The sequence below is a fragment of the Marinobacter sp. B-21 genome (genome assembly GCF_056857895.1).
This window is the reverse complement of sequence record NZ_JBSXNZ010000060.1, coordinates 119,967-134,715: the sequence shown is the minus strand read 5'-3', so window position 1 is coordinate 134,715 and position 14,749 is coordinate 119,967. Positions and strand designations below refer to the sequence as shown.

The following is a 14,749-nucleotide window of genomic DNA, read 5'->3' as shown; positions in this document are numbered from 1 at the left end:
GGCAGCTCAAGACCGCAATGAAGGAAGAACAGGGGGGTTGAGCGCGATGTTACGGCAATGGGGCGAGTGTGGGTGAAGTTCTGCAAAACCGGGCAAAAACCCTGTCAAGAACTTTTTTCTGAGAATGAGCTGAATAGTTACTGCTTTGCTTTGCTTTGCTTTCCCATACAGCGTGAGCTATACCCTTCTATGAGACTGCCTGGGGTTGTCTCAGGTTGGTCGTGCCCCAGTCAGGAGGGCATCCCATGAAAACCGCAATCCACTGGACGTTTGCTGCCTTGGCAACGTTCATCCCTATCGGCACGGCGACGGCGGAAATCCTGGCCGTCATGAATTACGAAAGTAAACCGGCAGACCAGCTCAAAAGCCTAAAATTATCGGGTGACACAACTCGGCGCGAGGGTCTGGCGATCATCGATGTCGATCCAGAGAGCCCCAATTTCGGTAAGATCGTCTCGGATATCCCGATAGACCCCGCGACGGTCGCGCATCACATCTTCTACGACCGAACGATGAGCAAGGCCTACATCACCGGCCTGCAACAGCCTGCGCTTCAGGTTCTTGATCTCACGACGAACCCCTACCGTCTCTCCACGGTCGAAACGCCACCGTGCAACGTGGCCGAGGACGTCATCCTCGACGAAGCGAACGAGCGCTGGTATCTGACCTGCATGGGCTCCGCCAAGGTGATCGTCGGCGATGTAGCGAGCGACGAAGTGTTAGGCGAGATTGAGTTGCCGGGCACCTACCCGCATGGTCTCGCCATCAACAGTGCTATCGACCGCATCCTGGTCACCTCTACCATCACGGCGGACCTGACCAGCCCGGACGAGTTTATCTCGGTGGTGCGAGCCTCCGACCTCAAGCCGCTCGGCAAGATCAAGATGTCGGATGCCGAGTCGCCCTCCAAGGTCGCGCCCGTCGAGGTGTTCTTCGTGCCTGGTGCCGAGCCGGCGACGGCGATCGTGACCAACATGTTCGGGCATACGCTCGAGGCGCTGGTCTGGGATGAGGGCGCGCAGGACTTCATTCGCGAGACGATCTTCAACTTCGCAGAGCATGGCGCCGCTGTGCCGCTGGAAATCTACTTCAACGACGACACGAACCCCGATCGCATGTACGTTACGACGGCGATGAAGCCGGGTCACCTGCATATCTTCGACATCTCGGAAGGCCCAACGAAGCCGAAGCTGCTGAAGCAGGTCGTCACGGCCGACGGCGCACACCATGTTGGGTTCACGCCTGACTTCAGGTACGGATTCGTCCAGAACTCGTTCATCAACCTGCCGGACATGAGGGACGGCTCGGTCTCGGTGGTGGATCTCGAGAGCGGCGAGGTGGTCGCCTCGATGGACACCCTCAAGAATGCCGGGTTCAACCCGAACTCGCTCACGCTCCTGCCGGAGTGGAACCACCTAGCCGGACACTAGGCAGGTGATGCACTGGGGGGCTGCGCTGGCAGCCTCGCTGGTTCTCGCACCGTTCCAGGCCCAGGCCCATGCCTTCGGCGCGCGCTACGACCTGCCGCTGCCGCTCGGCATGTATCTTGCCGCCGCGGGGATAGCGGTGGCGGTCTCGTTTCTCGGCGCACTGCTCTTCCTCCGTGTCGGGCGGGCGCGCCCTCTGCATCTGGACATCCCGATACCCGCCAAAGTTCGCCGCGCATTTTCGACAGCGCTGGGTATTGTTGGCGTGCTTGGGCTGGCCGTCCTGCTCGGTGCGGCATTCTCCGGGCCGCAGGAGGCCGTGCGCAATTTCGCGACCGTCTGGGTCTGGGTGATCTGGTGGGTCGGGTTCGTGCTCTTCTCGGCCCTGGTGGTCTGCCTCTGGCCGCAGATCGACCCATTTCGCAGGCTTGCGGCGTTCTCGGTGTGGGGAACCGGACGGCCGTGGACCGACAGTGCGGCCAACCTACCGTCAGCTTTCGGCCTGCTGGCGCCGGCAGGGCTGCTGGCGATCGCCTGGATTGAGCTGATATCTGACTGGTCAGAAGATCCGCATGCGGTGGGCCTGCTGGTGACCGCCTATCTCGTGGTCGCGCTCCTCGGCGGGCTAGCCTTCGGGCTACAGTGGTTCTGTGTGGCAGATCCGCTAAGCCGCATTTTTGAGGTGCTTGGCCGGGTTGCGCCGCTCTCGGTGGTCAGCCGCAAGGCCCTGCGCTTGCGCCCACCGGGGGAGGGATTGCTGAACAGGTCAGAGCCGATCCGTGGCGAGGTGGCGCTGGTCACCGGGCTCATCGGGATTGTGCTCTTTGACGGCTTGTCCGAGACTCCGGTCTGGGCCGCGGTGCTGGATTTCGTGAGCGACTCGCAATCTCTGCGCCCGGCGCTGCTCTGGCTGCGCGCCCAGGGCGCGGATTTGATCCAGGTGATTCGCACCATCGGGCTCTTGGCGACCATTGCCGGCTTTTATGGCGCCTACTTGCTGTTAATCTTACTGATGCGAATGCTGGCCGGCGCCAGGCTCACGATCGGTCAGCTCGCGCGAGCCTTCGTCGGTACGCTCCTGCCTATCGCAGTCGCCTATCACCTTTCGCACTATATCTCGTACCTCCTGATCGCCGGACAGCTGGTCTTCCCTGCCGCCTCCGACCCTTTCGGCCTGGGGTGGGACGTCTTCGGTACGCAGAACTGGTCCATCAACATCAGCGTGATCGGAGCAAGGCAGATCTGGTGGATCGGCTTCACGGCCCTGATCGCGGGGCACGCGCTTTCCGTCCTGGTCGCGCACCGGCGCGCACTCCAGCTCTTCAAAGACTCGCGGCGGGCGGCGCTTTCGCAGATCCCGATGACCATTGCCATGGTCGGATTGACGGTGCTGAGCCTGTGGATCCTCTCACAGCCAATCACGAAGTGATTAGAACATAAGCTTGATTCCGCAACCGGCCGAGGTTTAACTGGAAATGCCCCGGCTTTTTTTCTGCGAGGAGTTCAATCGTGTGGTTTCTGGACTGTCGAACGCGGGTTACAGGGGCTTTGAAAAGGAGTGGTGCAGGTCATCACAACCATAGCGTCCTGATCGTAGTTGTAGTGCTTGAAGCGGGGCATTCCGACGGCTCCTTGTCTGTTTGCCTGATCCTAACAAACCGGGATGGGATTTTCGGTTTTTCAACAGCCTCAACGCTCGGCTTTGCGGCGTGCCGGAGCGCAACGTAGGCGCGTCCGACAACAGCCGCTTGTTAACCCCGGAGTTCGAGGTCTTCCCGGATGACCTCGGGATGGCGGAAAGCAATCTCGATGAGCGCTTTTGCTGGCCCAGAGGGTTTACGTCGGCCTTGCTCCCATTCCTGCAAAGTACGCGCAGAAATATGCAATACCTCAGCAAACTCTATCTGGGTCAGACCAGTTTTACCCCGTGCTTCTGCCACCTCATTAGGTTCTACACGACTGGTTCGTGCGGCTTTACCCGCTTTCATTTCTTTGACGGACTGGAGTAGCTTGTTGCCAAGCTCCTCTGCACTCAAAGTCTTGTTACTCATTTTCCAATACCTCACGAATCGACTTCAGGATATGAGCGGGTATGTTGCCCCTGACGGCCTTTTTGTAGATCACCAACAACCAGATCTCACCATTTGCCAGCTTGGTGAAGTAAATAACTCGCACCCCACCACGCTTCCCTGAACCCGCTACCGACCAACGAACCTTTCTACACCCTCCGCTACCTGGGATGGGGTCGCCAATTTCTGGACTGGCTGCCAGCCAAGCAAAGAAAGCGCTTCGCTCCTCCTCAGTCCAGATTTTTCTGGCGTCCGCTTCAAATGTAGGGTTTCGATAATGGTAAGCATGCCAACAAATATACGTCATTGACGGAGTTTTGCAAGATTGGAGTCAAAAAGGGTTAATCGGGATAGGGCGAGGCCTCACGGCCCCGCTCCCCCCACACCACCGGGCATACGGATCACGTACCACGGCGGTTCGGTTGATTGAGTTGTTCAGCGATCCACAAGGTCCGGCAGCCCCAGCGACAGGAAATACTGTCGGGGCAAAGCTTGCGCCGCACCCATTTCTCCAGGTCCTGGATCGGCGATTTCACTTGCGCAAAACCGTAGTAGCCTTTCCAGCCCCTCAGGTACACCGCTAACTCATCAATCACCGTCTGCATCGAAGGACTGTTTATACAGTATAATATACAGTATTGTTGAGGCGTGCCAGCAGAAGAAGCCAACATAGCCACATTTAAACAGTATCGGGTATGCCTATGAAAACTCGTGCCACCGGCCTGAATCCTCACAATCGCTTCCAACCCATTGTCACGGATCGCCAGTGTGATGATGGCTGGTATCAGGATCCGGAGGATGAGCTGAACCCGGACACCCTGGCGACCGAAGTGGTCTATGAAAACGTCCGGTCAATCATCAGCCGCAATACGTCGCCGGATGTACCCTTTGACCAGTCGATCAACCCCTACCGGGGGTGCGAGCATGCCTGCATCTATTGTTTTGCCCGGCCGACCCACGCGTACTGGGACATGTCTCCGGGCCTGGATTTCGAAACCCGCCTGATCGCCAAGCCCAACGCCGCCGGCAAGCTCCGGGAAGAGCTGGACCGGCCCGGTTACCGGGTTTCGCCCATTGCCCTGGGCATGAATACCGACGCCTACCAACCCCTTGAACGGGACCAGAAGATCACCCGCCAGATACTGGAGGTGCTGCTGGAGTACCGACATCCGGTTTCAATCATCACCAAAGGAGCCCTGATCCTGCGGGACCTCGATTTACTCTCCCGCCTTGCCAGCGAGGGTCTCTGCTCGGTGCGCGTGAGCCTGACCACCCTGAGCAACGACCTGAAACGTCGAATGGAGCCCAGAACCGCCGCTCCGGCAACCCGGCTGAAAATAATCAGGCAACTCTCGGAAGCGGGGGTTCCGACCGGCATTATTCTGGGGCCTGTCATACCGTTCATTAACGATCATGAGATCGAGGCAATTCTTGAGGCTGCAGCCAAGGCCGGGGCAACCCGGGCCAGCTGGATTATGCTACGTTTACCTCACGAACTGGACGAACTGCTCCAGGACTGGTTGCACCGGCACTTCCCACAGCGGGCGGAACACGTAATGAACCGGATGCGGGACCTGAGGGGCGGGAAAAACTATGACGCCGCATTTGGCCGCAGAATGACGGGCACAGGCCCCTATTCCGACCTGATCCGCCAGCGGTTCTCGAAGAAAGCACGGCGTCTGGGGCTCAATCTTCATGAGGAAGCGCCCCTGCGAAGCGATCTGTTCCGCCGACCCGGCGGTGAACAAATGGGGCTGTGGTAATCAAATGGAGACCACCGATGCATGGGCCAAGTCGTTTTTCCCTTACCACGGCACGGCTTACCAAGTGGCTGCCAGTCATTGCCGTTCGCAACGGAGGGCAATATTCCGTCCGACAGGATCCTGCTGAGCGCCCAGCATTGCCTCAGCGAATACATTGATGACCTCGACAAGGCCCACGTCGGTCCCTGCTGGCAACAGCGACCACCACATCCGGCTTCAGGATGGCAGGCGGCTGGCCTACACCGACCTGGGTGATCCCCGGGGTTATCCCATACTGTTCGGTCATGGCATGCCCGGTTGCCGGCTGGAAGGCCACTTCCTGCATGAGCGGGCGCGCCACCAGGGATTCCGCATCATTACTCCGGACCGTCCGGGGATCGGGTTATCGGATTACCGGGAGCGCCGGACACTCAGAAACTATCCAGAGGATATCCGGCAGCTGATCGACGCCCTGAAACTGCCGCGCTTCTCCTATATAGGCTGGTCCAGTGGCGGCTCCCGGGCATTGGCCTGCGGCTATGCCCTCTCGGACCGGATGGATCTCGGAGTCTGCCTTTCAGGCTACACCCACTTCCGCGAATTTCCCGGCCATCACAGACTGATTGAGGGCACGCGATGGCCCGGCCCCGGCCTCATGCGGCTGAGCCCGGCCCTGCTGAAGCTCGTCGTCCGGCTGGTCGTCTGGATTTCCCTCCGACACCCCAGCCTGTATATGCGTGAGGCAAAGCAGTTGGTAAGTGAACAGGACAGATCCCTGCTCCGCGCTTGTCTGAGAGGCGAATACTTTCGGCGCGACCAGTTGGAGTGCCTGCAAAGCGGCGGCCAGGCCATCGCCACCGACTTGCTGACCGAGCTGGCAGACTGGGGCTTCAAACTCAAGGGCGTGAAGGTGCCGATCCTCGTCTACCAGGGTCAACAGGACCCTTTCATCCCTGTGGACTATGCCCGTCATCTTGCAGACAATCTGCCCGACGCCGACCTGACCCTGATGCCAGACGCAGGCCACCTGTACCCTCTGTCAGGGCGGTTTCAGGAACACCTGTTTCAACGGCTGAACCATTATCTGAACAACCAGCACAGGGAACTACAAACTGAGCCATGACCCCTGAAATCAATGTTGTCTGGCTGGGCGGCTTTTCGGTCATGATGCTTCTGGATGCCACCCTCGGTTAGATCGCAGCGGACAGATTCCAGACCCCTGCCAGAGCTTCCAGCGCTTCTGAAATCAGAGGCTCGTCCTGCCGGTCACGGTGCCAGATAAAGCTCAAGGCACAGGGCAACTGAATCCCTTCGGCGATGACCAGCCCCTGTTCCTGGCGCTCAGCCATGGCCAGCGCATCCCTGGCAAGACTCAGGCCGACGCCGGCCCGAACCAGATCCAGCATGCAGGCCTCCTGGTCGACCTGGGCGACGCCACGGGGTGCCAGGCCCAGCGGTTCCAGGGTTCCCTTGAGTAACCGGTGGTGAACCGAGTCCTCCGGCGTCACAATCCAGGGCATGGCCGCCAGATCCGGCCACTGTGCAGACAGAATCCTCTGCCCCCAGCCTGCCGGCGCAACGACATAATAATGAAACCGGGTCAGTTCACGGTGGGTCACTTCGGGCGCCAGCACACCCGGGCCGACACCCGGCGGGGCCAGAAAAAACCCGACATCCAGGCGACCATCACGGACCTGCTCCAGAACACTGCCGCTCATCCCCTGCCGCAGTTCGGTCTCCAACTGGGGTGCACGTTCCACCAGCCGGTGCAGAAACGCCCCGAGACGAATGAATTCGGGATCCACAATGGTGCCGATGCTCAACCGGCCCCGCAGGGTACTGTGCAGTGCCCGGGCGCTCTGTCCGAACGCCGCCATGGCGGCCAGCGCTTTCTCGGCAGAAGGTAACAGGGCCTGGCCATCCGGCGTGAGGGCCAGCCCCTGGGGCTTGCGCAGGAACAGCTTCAGATCCAGTTCCTCCTGCAGGTGTTTGAGCTTCAGGCTGACGGCCGGCTGGGTCAGGTGAAGACGGGCTGCGGCACGGGAGACGCTGCCCTCACGGGCTACCGTAACGAACGCCCGCAAGCTCTGGAGGGGGTGCATAATATGCCTCATTCTCATTAAAGTGATATAAGCCTACATTATATCTGGCTTTTAGAAATCTCAATTGCTTTGGCTCCTGATCCACTCTAGCCTGTATGGTCAAATATCCACCAATACTGAAAGAAAGCCCTGAAAGACTCAATAACTGGCGTCATTCGAGGGATTCACGGGAAAAAATCGAGGCATTCATGACCAACGCGACCATCCTCCATTATATCAATGGCGAAATATCACCAGGCACCACAAGCCAGACTCAGGACGTGTTCAATCCGGCCACTGGTCAGGTGACCGGTCAGGTTGCTCTCGCCAATCGTGCGGATGTGGACGCAGCCGTTGCCGCCGCCGATGCTGCCTTCCCGGCATGGGCGGATACTCCGCCGATCCGGCGTGCCCGGGTTATGTTCAAGTTTCTTGAGCTTCTGAACAGGCACAAGGACGACCTGGCCTGGGCCATCACCGCCGAACATGGCAAGGTCTTCACCGACGCCCAGGGTGAAGTGGCCCGAGGCATCGACATTGTGGAGTTTGCCTGTGGCATCCCCCAGTTGCTGAAAGGCGATTACACCGAGCAGGTCAGCACCGGCATTGATAACTGGACCACCCGCCAGCCCCTCGGTGTGGTTGCTGGTGTCACCCCGTTCAACTTCCCGGTCATGGTGCCCATGTGGATGTTTCCGGTCGCCATCGCTGCTGGTAACACCTTTGTACTCAAACCCAGCCCGCTCGACCCGAGCGCATCGCTGATGATTGCCGATCTGCTGCGTCAGGCGGGCCTTCCCGATGGCGTGTTCAACGTGGTTCAGGGCGACAAGGAAGCGGTGGAAGCGCTAATTGAGCACCCGGATGTGCAGGCCCTGAGTTTTGTCGGCTCCACCCCGATTGCCAACCTGCTCTATGAAAAAGGGGCAAAACACGGCAAACGTATCCAGGCCCTCGGTGGCGCAAAGAACCACATGGTGGTGATGCCCGACGCAGACCTGAACAAGGCCGTCGATGCCCTGATCGGCGCCGCCTACGGCAGCGCCGGCGAGCGCTGCATGGCCATTAGTGTCGCGGTGCTGGTTGGCGATGTGGCGGACAAGATCATGCCACGGCTGGCCGAACGGGCCCGCACCCTGAACGTGAAAAACGGCGAGCAACTCGATGCCGAGATGGGCCCGATTGTCACGGCCGCTGCGCACCAGCGCATTACCGGCTACATTAACAAGGGCGTGGCCGAAGGCGCCAAGCTGGTGGTAGATGGCCGCGAGTTTGATGCCTCAAACACCGGAGAAGGCTGTGAAGATGGCTTCTGGATGGGCGGCTCGCTGTTCGATCAGGTAACGCCGGACATGATCATCTATCGGGAAGAAATTTTTGGACCGGTTCTGGCGTGCGTTCGGGTACCGGATATCGCCACTGCCATTCGCCTGATCAACGGCCACGAATTCGGCAATGGTGTGAGCTGTTTCACAGAGAGCGGCAGTGTGGCCCGGGAGTTCGGCCGCCGAATCCAGGTAGGTATGGTAGGCATTAACGTACCCATTCCGGTACCCATGGCCTGGCACGGCTTTGGTGGCTGGAAACGTTCCATGTTTGGCGACACCCACGCCTATGGCGAGGAAGGCGTGAAGTTCTACACACGCCAGAAATCCATCATGCAGCGCTGGTCCGATTCCATCGATGCCGGTGCAGAATTTGTCATGCCAACTGCCAAATAACGACCGAACGAGCTGCGGAGAAAACGCCATGTCCGACAACAAAAAGGCACAGGGACAGCAAGAGTTCGACTACATCGTGATAGGTGCCGGCACCGCCGGCTGCCTGCTCGCCAACCGCCTTAGTGCAGATCCGGCCAACCGGGTATTGCTGATCGAAGCCGGTGGCCGGGACAACTACCACTGGATCCACATTCCGGTGGGCTATCTCTACTGTATCAACAACCCGCGTACCGACTGGTGCTTCCGCACGGACCCGGACGCCGGTCTTAACGGGCGTTCGCTGATCTACCCCCGGGGCAAAACCCTGGGAGGTTGTTCCAGTATCAACGGCATGCTCTACATTCGTGGCCAGGCCCGGGATTACAACCAATGGGCCGAGATCACCGGCGAGGACGCCTGGACCTGGGACAACTGTCTGCCGGATTTCATGCGTCACGAGGACCATTACCGTCTGGATGACGGCGGAGACGCCGATCCGGAACACGACAAATACCACGGCCACGGTGGCGAATGGCGCGTGGAGCACCAGCGCCTGAAATGGAAGGTTCTGGAAGATTTCGCCACGGCCTGCGTGGAAGCCGGCATTCCCCGGACCCGGGATTTCAACCGGGGCGACAACGAAGGCGTGGACTACTTCGAGGTCAACCAGAGAGCCGGCTGGCGCTGGAATACCTCCAAGGCCTTTCTGAGGGAGGCGGAAAAGCGCCCCAACCTCACACTCTGGCACTCAACGCACGTGCTTGGTCTTGAAACAGAAGCCTCCGGCACCGGCCCCCGCTGCACCGGCGTGCGTGTTGACAGGCCCGGCAACGGTGAAGTCGTTGCCAAGGCACAGCGGGAAGTCATTCTCTCGGCTGGCGCCATCGGCTCACCGCAACTGTTGCAGCTCTCAGGAATCGGCCCTGCCGATCTTCTTAACGAGCATGGGATTGATGTAGTGGCTGACCTGCCCGGTGTGGGTGATAATCTGCAGGACCACCTGCAGATCCGGTCCGTCTACAAGGTGAAAGGGGTCACCACCCTGAACACCATGGCCAATTCACTGATTGGCAAGGCCCGGATTGGCCTGGAATACCTGCTCACCCGCTCCGGCCCCATGAGCATGGCACCGTCACAGCTTTGCCTGTTTACCCGCAGTTCCCCGGAACACAGGCATGCCAACATCGAGTACCATGTCCAGCCCCTGAGCCTGGACGCTTTCGGGCAGCCGTTACACGATTTCCCGGCGATAACCGCCAGCGTCTGCAACCTGAATCCAACCAGCCGCGGTACCGTGCGAATTCGCAGCAACGACCCGAAGCAGGCACCGGCCATTGCCCCCAATTACCTGAGCACGCCGGAAGACCGGAAAGTGGCCGCGGATTCGCTGCGGGTAACGCGGCGCATCGCTGAACAACCCACTTTCATGCAATACCAGCCGGAGGAATTCAAACCTGGCCTGCAGTACCAGACAGACGACGAACTCACCAAACTGGCCGGCGATATTGGTACCACCATTTTCCACCCGGTGGGCACCACCCGCATGGGCCGTGCCGATGACGAGCTGGCTGTGGTGGATCCGTATCTTCGAGTCCGGGGCGTGGCGGGTCTGAGGGTGGTGGATGCCGGCGTTATGCCGACCATCACCAGCGGCAACACCAACTCCCCCACCCTGATGATTGCGGAGAAAGCCGCCCGCTGGATCCTGGCCGGCAAATAGAAATGCCAAGAGCCGGTGATCCCGGGAATCGGGAATCGGGAAACGTCGGGTCGGCAGCTGTCGATATGGCCGGAGACTTATTCCGCCAGCCTGACAATGTCGCCGTATTCCCGAACCTGAACCACCCGTTCTGCGACCGGTTCAGAAGCCAGGCTGCAGGTTTCGTTGACCATGGCACTGGCCACCGTCTTCGCCTCAATGCCCCGATACTTGTCCAGGGGCCCAATCAGCAGTCGGTTAACCAATGGCATCGCCTTTATTCCCAGCGCCTCGGCCGTTCGGTGCTCTCGCCGATCCCCCAGCAGCAGGCTGGGGTGGTAGATGGAGAGATAGGGATAGCTGAGCTCCCTCAATGAATCCTCGAGCTCCCCCTTTACCCGGTTATAGAAAATCGTGGAGGAAGAAGACGCGCCGATGGCAGACATCAGAATAAAGGCCCTCGCCCCCTGCGACCTGCCGAGCTCCGCCGCCTTCAGGGGGTAGCCGAGATCCACCTTGCGGAACTGTTGCTGGGAGCCGGCCTTTTTGATGGTTGTGCCCAGACAACAGACAATACTATCAACGCTGAACAGATCCGCATGGTCCGCTAGCTGGTCAAAGTCGATTTCATGCTGCTCCAGTTTCTCGTGGAGGGTCGGCAGTTTGTGCCGTACCGGTGCAATCACCTGTGAAACTTCATCTTTAGCCAGCAAGCCCTCCAGCACCTTGCCACCGGTCAGGCCGGTGGCACCCAATAACATCACTTTCATAACACTCTTCCCTGGATAAACCTGTCCCCATCCTACCAAAAACCCACCGGAACGAGTTCATCATTCCATGTACATCACTGGCCGACAGTGTTGCAGATCTTCCCACCTGGGCCTATAAAAAAGCACCGGGCAAGGCCCGGTGCAAAGACTGACCACAGGTCGTCAGAGGGAGTATTTAAACCGCGTCAGTCGCTGACAGGGCTTTCCTTCATGGCCGCGTGCATGCGGCGACGGAGAATCGGACCAACCAGCACTGGCAGCACCAGACCGAGGCCGGCCACCAGCCATAGCCCGATGGACAGCGGGCTGGACCACAGCACACTCCAGTCCCCGTCGGACAGCACCAGGGCGTGGCCCAGGTTCTTTTCCATCTCCGGTCCTAAGAGCAGGCCCAGGATGACTGGTACCAGCGGGATCTCGAGCTTGCGCAGGAAGTACCCGGCAACACCGAAGGCCACCATGAAGTACAGATCAAAGGTACTGTGGCTGATGGAGTAAACCCCCACGAAGGCTACCATGGTCACGATAGGCAACAGGTACATGGGTGGTATCGAAAGCAGCCGGACAAAGAGGCCCACCAGCGGGATGTTCAACACCAGCAACAGCACGTTCCCGATCAGCAGCGCCGCGATCACGCCCCAGACAATGTCGGCATTCTGGGTGAACATCAGGGGGCCCGGGGTGATGTTGAGGGAGATCAGCATCGCCAGCAGCACGGCGGTGGTTCCGCTGCCCGGCACACCCAGGGTCAGCATCGGCACCAGGGCACCGGAAGACGCGCCGTTGTTGCCGGCCTCCGGAGCCGCCACGCCCCGGATATCACCTTCGCCAAACGTGCCCTTCTTGCCCAGCACCTGCTTTTCCAGGGTGTAGCTGATAAAGCTCCCCAGAGACGCACCGGCGCCGGGAAGCACACCCGCAATAAAGCCCAGAACGCCACCCCGCAGCTGGGTCGGAATGGTGCTGACCAGTTCCCTGAAGCTCAGGGTTATCTTGCCCACAGTCATCTTTTTGCGACCGCCTCCCATGCGCGACTCTACGAAAAACAGCAGTTCGGAAATCGCAAACAGGCCAACAATGGCAAGGATGAAGTCGATACCCTCATACAGCTCCAGAATATCGAAGGTGTATCGCTGGGTGCCGGTGGAGATATCAATGCCAACCGTGGAAACCATGATCCCCAGGGTCGCCGCAATCACCGTTTTCATGGGGTTCTTGCCGGTAATGCCGCCCAGGGTGGCGAACGCCAGCATGAACAGGGCAAAGTACTCCGCCGGGCCGAAGGTCAGGGCAAATTTCGCCAGAATCGGCGCCAGCATGATCAGACCGATCGTGCCGATCAGGCCACCGGTGAACGACGCCACGGCGGAGATGGCCAGGGCATCCGCCGCCCGGCCTTGCTGAGCCATGGGGTAGCCGTCGAGACAGGTCATCATGGCAGGCTCATCGCCCGGTATATTCAGCAGGATTGATGAGATTCGCCCGCCGTACATCGCGCCGGCATAGACCGAGGTCAGCAGGATCATCGCGGTTTCCGGGGGCAAACCCAGGGTGAAGGCCAGCGGAATCAGGATGGCCACACCGTTGGCCGGGCCGAGGCCGGGCAAACAGCCGATCAGGGTACCCACAAAGGCACCGAACAGCGCAAACATCAGGTTATACGGTGTCAGCGCGACTGCAAACCCCTCCATCAGAAAGCTCAGGGTTTCCATCAGTTCACCTCCAGCAAGCCACCGGGCAGGCTCAGGGACAGGCCGAAATTAAACAGCACAAACACCACCACCGCGCTGACCAGACCGGTCATAAACGCCTTGAGGGGCGCACCACCCATGCGCCAGCTGAGGGTGCCCACGGCCAGGGTCGTGGAAATCACAAACCCCAGGGGTTCCAGCAGCAGGGTGTAAACCACCAATACCACCAGTGAAATCGACAGCTCCAGGGCAGATTTACCGACCGGCCACTGAGCGTCCGGATCCGGCCCGATCATCAGATACAGGCTGCCAGCCACCAGCACCACCGAGAGAATGGTGGGGAAGGTTTCCGGTCCCACGCCCTCAGCGCCGCCGAATGGCTCGGGCCACTGTTGGGCAGCCCAGCCATAGACAACGGCGAGGACCAGAAGGCCCAGACCGAGAATGCGATCACCAAAGCTGGTCATTTCAGTAATCCGATTTCGCGGGACAGCTTTTCGATGTCCTGAACCTGGTTACGGACAAATTCATCGAACTGATCAGCGGGCGGATGAAAGGGAATCAGGCCATTGCTCTTCATGACTTTTTTCCATTGCTCGCTGGCGTACAGAGTGTCCACGGCGTTAACCCAGTACTCCTTGGCCGCTTGATCGGCGCCTTTGGGCATGTAGAAGCCACGCCAGTTCGGACCGAGGGCTTCAATACCCTGCTCTTTGGCCGTGGGAATATCACCAAACTTGCCGGGCAGGCGCTCTTCGGACAGGACAGCGAGAACCCGCAGGTCACCGGATTCCATGAAACCGGTGGCTTCCGAGATATCGCCGGTAAAGGCATCCACCTGGCCGCCGACCACCTGGGTCATGGCCTCGCCACCATTGTTGTACGACAGGTAGGGAATACGCGGCAGGTCGTCGGCGCCCGCTGCCTTGGCGGCGATCAGCACTTTCAGGTGATCCCAGCCACCCCGGGCGCTGCCACCGGCAAACTTGACGGATCGGGGATCATCCGCCACGGCATCCATCAGATCATTCAGATTCTTGTATTTCGAATCCTTGCCCACGGCGATGATGCCGTAATCGGCACCCAGGGCACCCACCCAGGTCACCATGTCGGCATTCATGCCCGGAAACTGCTTCTGGGCCAGGCGTGTGGTGGTCGCGGTGGACGCCGCTACCAGCAGTTTGTTGTCCTCGGCCCGCTTGCTCACCGTGTGTGCAAAGGCAACACCACCACCGGCGCCGGCCATATTAACGGTCTGCACGGAGCCATCCACCATGCCCAGCTCCCGCATCACATTGCCTACGCTACGACAGGTAAAATCCCAACCGCCGCCGGGATCGGCAGGCGCCAGACATTCCACTTTTCCGGAGGGTTCCCAGGCCAGGACAGACATACTGACGGCGGCCGCCGCCACAAAAGACAGGGTACGTTTGATCAACATTGTGTCACCTCATGCTTGTTGTTGTGTTCGCTCCCGAGGCAGGCCTGTTGGCTAGGCCGATGGGGCGACTCGCATACAGGTTAAAAGCGGATCGGCACAGTCTTGAAGCTTGTGGTCGTAACGCCTTTA

At 59.7% G+C, this 14,749-nt stretch carries 13 protein-coding genes; 6 read left to right on the top strand and 7 right to left on the bottom strand.

The window, feature by feature from the left end; genetic code table 11:
- Positions 1-245 precede the first annotated feature (245 nt).
- Both AC13C0_RS06805 and AC13C0_RS06800 read left to right on the top strand, forming a co-directional pair.
- Positions 246-1,430 carry a YncE family protein gene (locus AC13C0_RS06805; RefSeq protein WP_117617929.1) on the top strand — a complete coding sequence of 395 codons (1,185 nt, stop codon included), beginning with the start codon at positions 246-248 and terminating at the stop codon, positions 1,428-1,430.
- Positions 1,431-1,437: 7 nt separating this feature from the next.
- Positions 1,438-2,856, top strand: a complete 1,419-nt coding sequence (locus AC13C0_RS06800; RefSeq protein ID WP_482954175.1) for a hypothetical protein — start codon at positions 1,438-1,440, stop codon at positions 2,854-2,856.
- A gap of 322 nt (positions 2,857-3,178) precedes the next feature.
- Here AC13C0_RS06800 and AC13C0_RS06795 read toward each other — a convergent pair whose 3' ends face one another.
- Together AC13C0_RS06795 and AC13C0_RS06790 are read right to left on the bottom strand one after the other, a co-directional pair.
- Positions 3,179-3,478 (bottom strand): helix-turn-helix domain-containing protein, encoded by a 300-nt coding sequence (locus AC13C0_RS06795; RefSeq protein ID WP_117617931.1) that lies wholly within the window; start codon positions 3,476-3,478, stop codon positions 3,179-3,181.
- 419 nt (positions 3,479-3,897) lie between these two features.
- Positions 3,898-4,101 carry a group II intron maturase-specific domain-containing protein gene (locus AC13C0_RS06790; protein WP_162893692.1) on the bottom strand — a complete coding sequence of 68 codons (204 nt, stop codon included), beginning with the start codon at positions 4,099-4,101 and terminating at the stop codon, positions 3,898-3,900.
- A gap of 96 nt (positions 4,102-4,197) precedes the next feature.
- Here AC13C0_RS06790 and AC13C0_RS06785 point away from each other — a divergent pair, with 96 nt between their 5' ends.
- Both AC13C0_RS06785 and AC13C0_RS06780 read left to right on the top strand, forming a co-directional pair.
- Complete coding sequence (locus tag AC13C0_RS06785) at positions 4,198-5,259, top strand: PA0069 family radical SAM protein (protein WP_117617933.1); 1,062 nt, start codon at positions 4,198-4,200, stop codon at positions 5,257-5,259.
- 157 nt (positions 5,260-5,416) lie between these two features.
- Complete coding sequence (locus tag AC13C0_RS06780; protein ID WP_117617934.1) at positions 5,417-6,361, top strand: alpha/beta fold hydrolase; 945 nt, start codon at positions 5,417-5,419, stop codon at positions 6,359-6,361.
- A gap of 67 nt (positions 6,362-6,428) precedes the next feature.
- On the opposite strand, the gene AC13C0_RS06775 is transcribed toward AC13C0_RS06780, so the two are convergent.
- Positions 6,429-7,340 carry a LysR family transcriptional regulator gene (locus AC13C0_RS06775; RefSeq protein WP_341582446.1) on the bottom strand — a complete coding sequence of 304 codons (912 nt, stop codon included), beginning with the start codon at positions 7,338-7,340 and terminating at the stop codon, positions 6,429-6,431.
- A 188-nt stretch (positions 7,341-7,528) separates the two neighbouring features.
- On the opposite strand from AC13C0_RS06775, the gene AC13C0_RS06770 reads away from it, so the two are divergent.
- Positions 7,529-9,040, top strand: a complete 1,512-nt coding sequence (locus AC13C0_RS06770) for a CoA-acylating methylmalonate-semialdehyde dehydrogenase (protein ID WP_341582447.1) — start codon at positions 7,529-7,531, stop codon at positions 9,038-9,040.
- 28 nt (positions 9,041-9,068) lie between these two features.
- On the top strand, positions 9,069-10,739 hold the full coding sequence (locus AC13C0_RS06765; RefSeq protein WP_117617937.1) for a GMC family oxidoreductase: 1,671 nt from the start codon (positions 9,069-9,071) through the stop codon (positions 10,737-10,739).
- Between the two features lie 77 nt (positions 10,740-10,816).
- Here AC13C0_RS06765 and AC13C0_RS06760 read toward each other — a convergent pair whose 3' ends face one another.
- The 4 genes from AC13C0_RS06760 to AC13C0_RS06745 all read right to left on the bottom strand — a co-directional run bounded on the left by AC13C0_RS06760 (position 10,817) and on the right by AC13C0_RS06745 (position 14,620).
- Positions 10,817-11,488, bottom strand: a complete 672-nt coding sequence (locus AC13C0_RS06760) for an NAD-dependent epimerase/dehydratase family protein (protein WP_117617938.1) — start codon at positions 11,486-11,488, stop codon at positions 10,817-10,819.
- Between the two features lie 185 nt (positions 11,489-11,673).
- Positions 11,674-13,200 carry a tripartite tricarboxylate transporter permease gene (locus AC13C0_RS06755; RefSeq protein ID WP_117617939.1) on the bottom strand — a complete coding sequence of 509 codons (1,527 nt, stop codon included), beginning with the start codon at positions 13,198-13,200 and terminating at the stop codon, positions 11,674-11,676.
- A complete protein-coding gene (locus AC13C0_RS06750; RefSeq protein ID WP_482954174.1) occupies positions 13,200-13,646 on the bottom strand; it encodes a tripartite tricarboxylate transporter TctB family protein in 447 nt (148 codons plus the stop codon). The genes AC13C0_RS06755 and AC13C0_RS06750 overlap by 1 nt, the downstream gene beginning before the upstream one ends.
- Positions 13,643-14,620, bottom strand: a complete 978-nt coding sequence (locus tag AC13C0_RS06745; protein ID WP_117617941.1) for a Bug family tripartite tricarboxylate transporter substrate binding protein — start codon at positions 14,618-14,620, stop codon at positions 13,643-13,645. Before AC13C0_RS06745 ends, AC13C0_RS06750 begins: the two co-directional genes overlap by 4 nt.
- Positions 14,621-14,749 lie beyond the last annotated feature (129 nt).

Bases quoted from the DNA above. Each gene is read 5' to 3' on its own strand.
- AC13C0_RS06805 (WP_117617929.1), top strand. From the start codon at position 246: ATGAAAACCGCAATCCACTGGACGTTTGCTGCCTTGGCAACGTTCATC.
- AC13C0_RS06800 (WP_482954175.1), top strand. From the start codon at position 1,438: ATGCACTGGGGGGCTGCGCTGGCAGCCTCGCTGGTTCTCGCACCGTTC.
- AC13C0_RS06795 (WP_117617931.1), bottom strand. From the start codon at position 3,478: ATGAGTAACAAGACTTTGAGTGCAGAGGAGCTTGGCAACAAGCTACTC.
- AC13C0_RS06790 (WP_162893692.1), bottom strand. From the start codon at position 4,101: ATGCAGACGGTGATTGATGAGTTAGCGGTGTACCTGAGGGGCTGGAAA.
- AC13C0_RS06785 (WP_117617933.1), top strand. From the start codon at position 4,198: ATGAAAACTCGTGCCACCGGCCTGAATCCTCACAATCGCTTCCAACCC.
- AC13C0_RS06780 (WP_117617934.1), top strand. From the start codon at position 5,417: ATGACCTCGACAAGGCCCACGTCGGTCCCTGCTGGCAACAGCGACCAC.
- AC13C0_RS06775 (WP_341582446.1), bottom strand. From the start codon at position 7,340: ATGCACCCCCTCCAGAGCTTGCGGGCGTTCGTTACGGTAGCCCGTGAG.
- AC13C0_RS06770 (WP_341582447.1), top strand. From the start codon at position 7,529: ATGACCAACGCGACCATCCTCCATTATATCAATGGCGAAATATCACCA.
- AC13C0_RS06765 (WP_117617937.1), top strand. From the start codon at position 9,069: ATGTCCGACAACAAAAAGGCACAGGGACAGCAAGAGTTCGACTACATC.
- AC13C0_RS06760 (WP_117617938.1), bottom strand. From the start codon at position 11,488: ATGAAAGTGATGTTATTGGGTGCCACCGGCCTGACCGGTGGCAAGGTG.
- AC13C0_RS06755 (WP_117617939.1), bottom strand. From the start codon at position 13,200: ATGGAAACCCTGAGCTTTCTGATGGAGGGGTTTGCAGTCGCGCTGACA.
- AC13C0_RS06750 (WP_482954174.1), bottom strand. From the start codon at position 13,646: ATGACCAGCTTTGGTGATCGCATTCTCGGTCTGGGCCTTCTGGTCCTC.
- AC13C0_RS06745 (WP_117617941.1), bottom strand. From the start codon at position 14,620: ATGTTGATCAAACGTACCCTGTCTTTTGTGGCGGCGGCCGCCGTCAGT.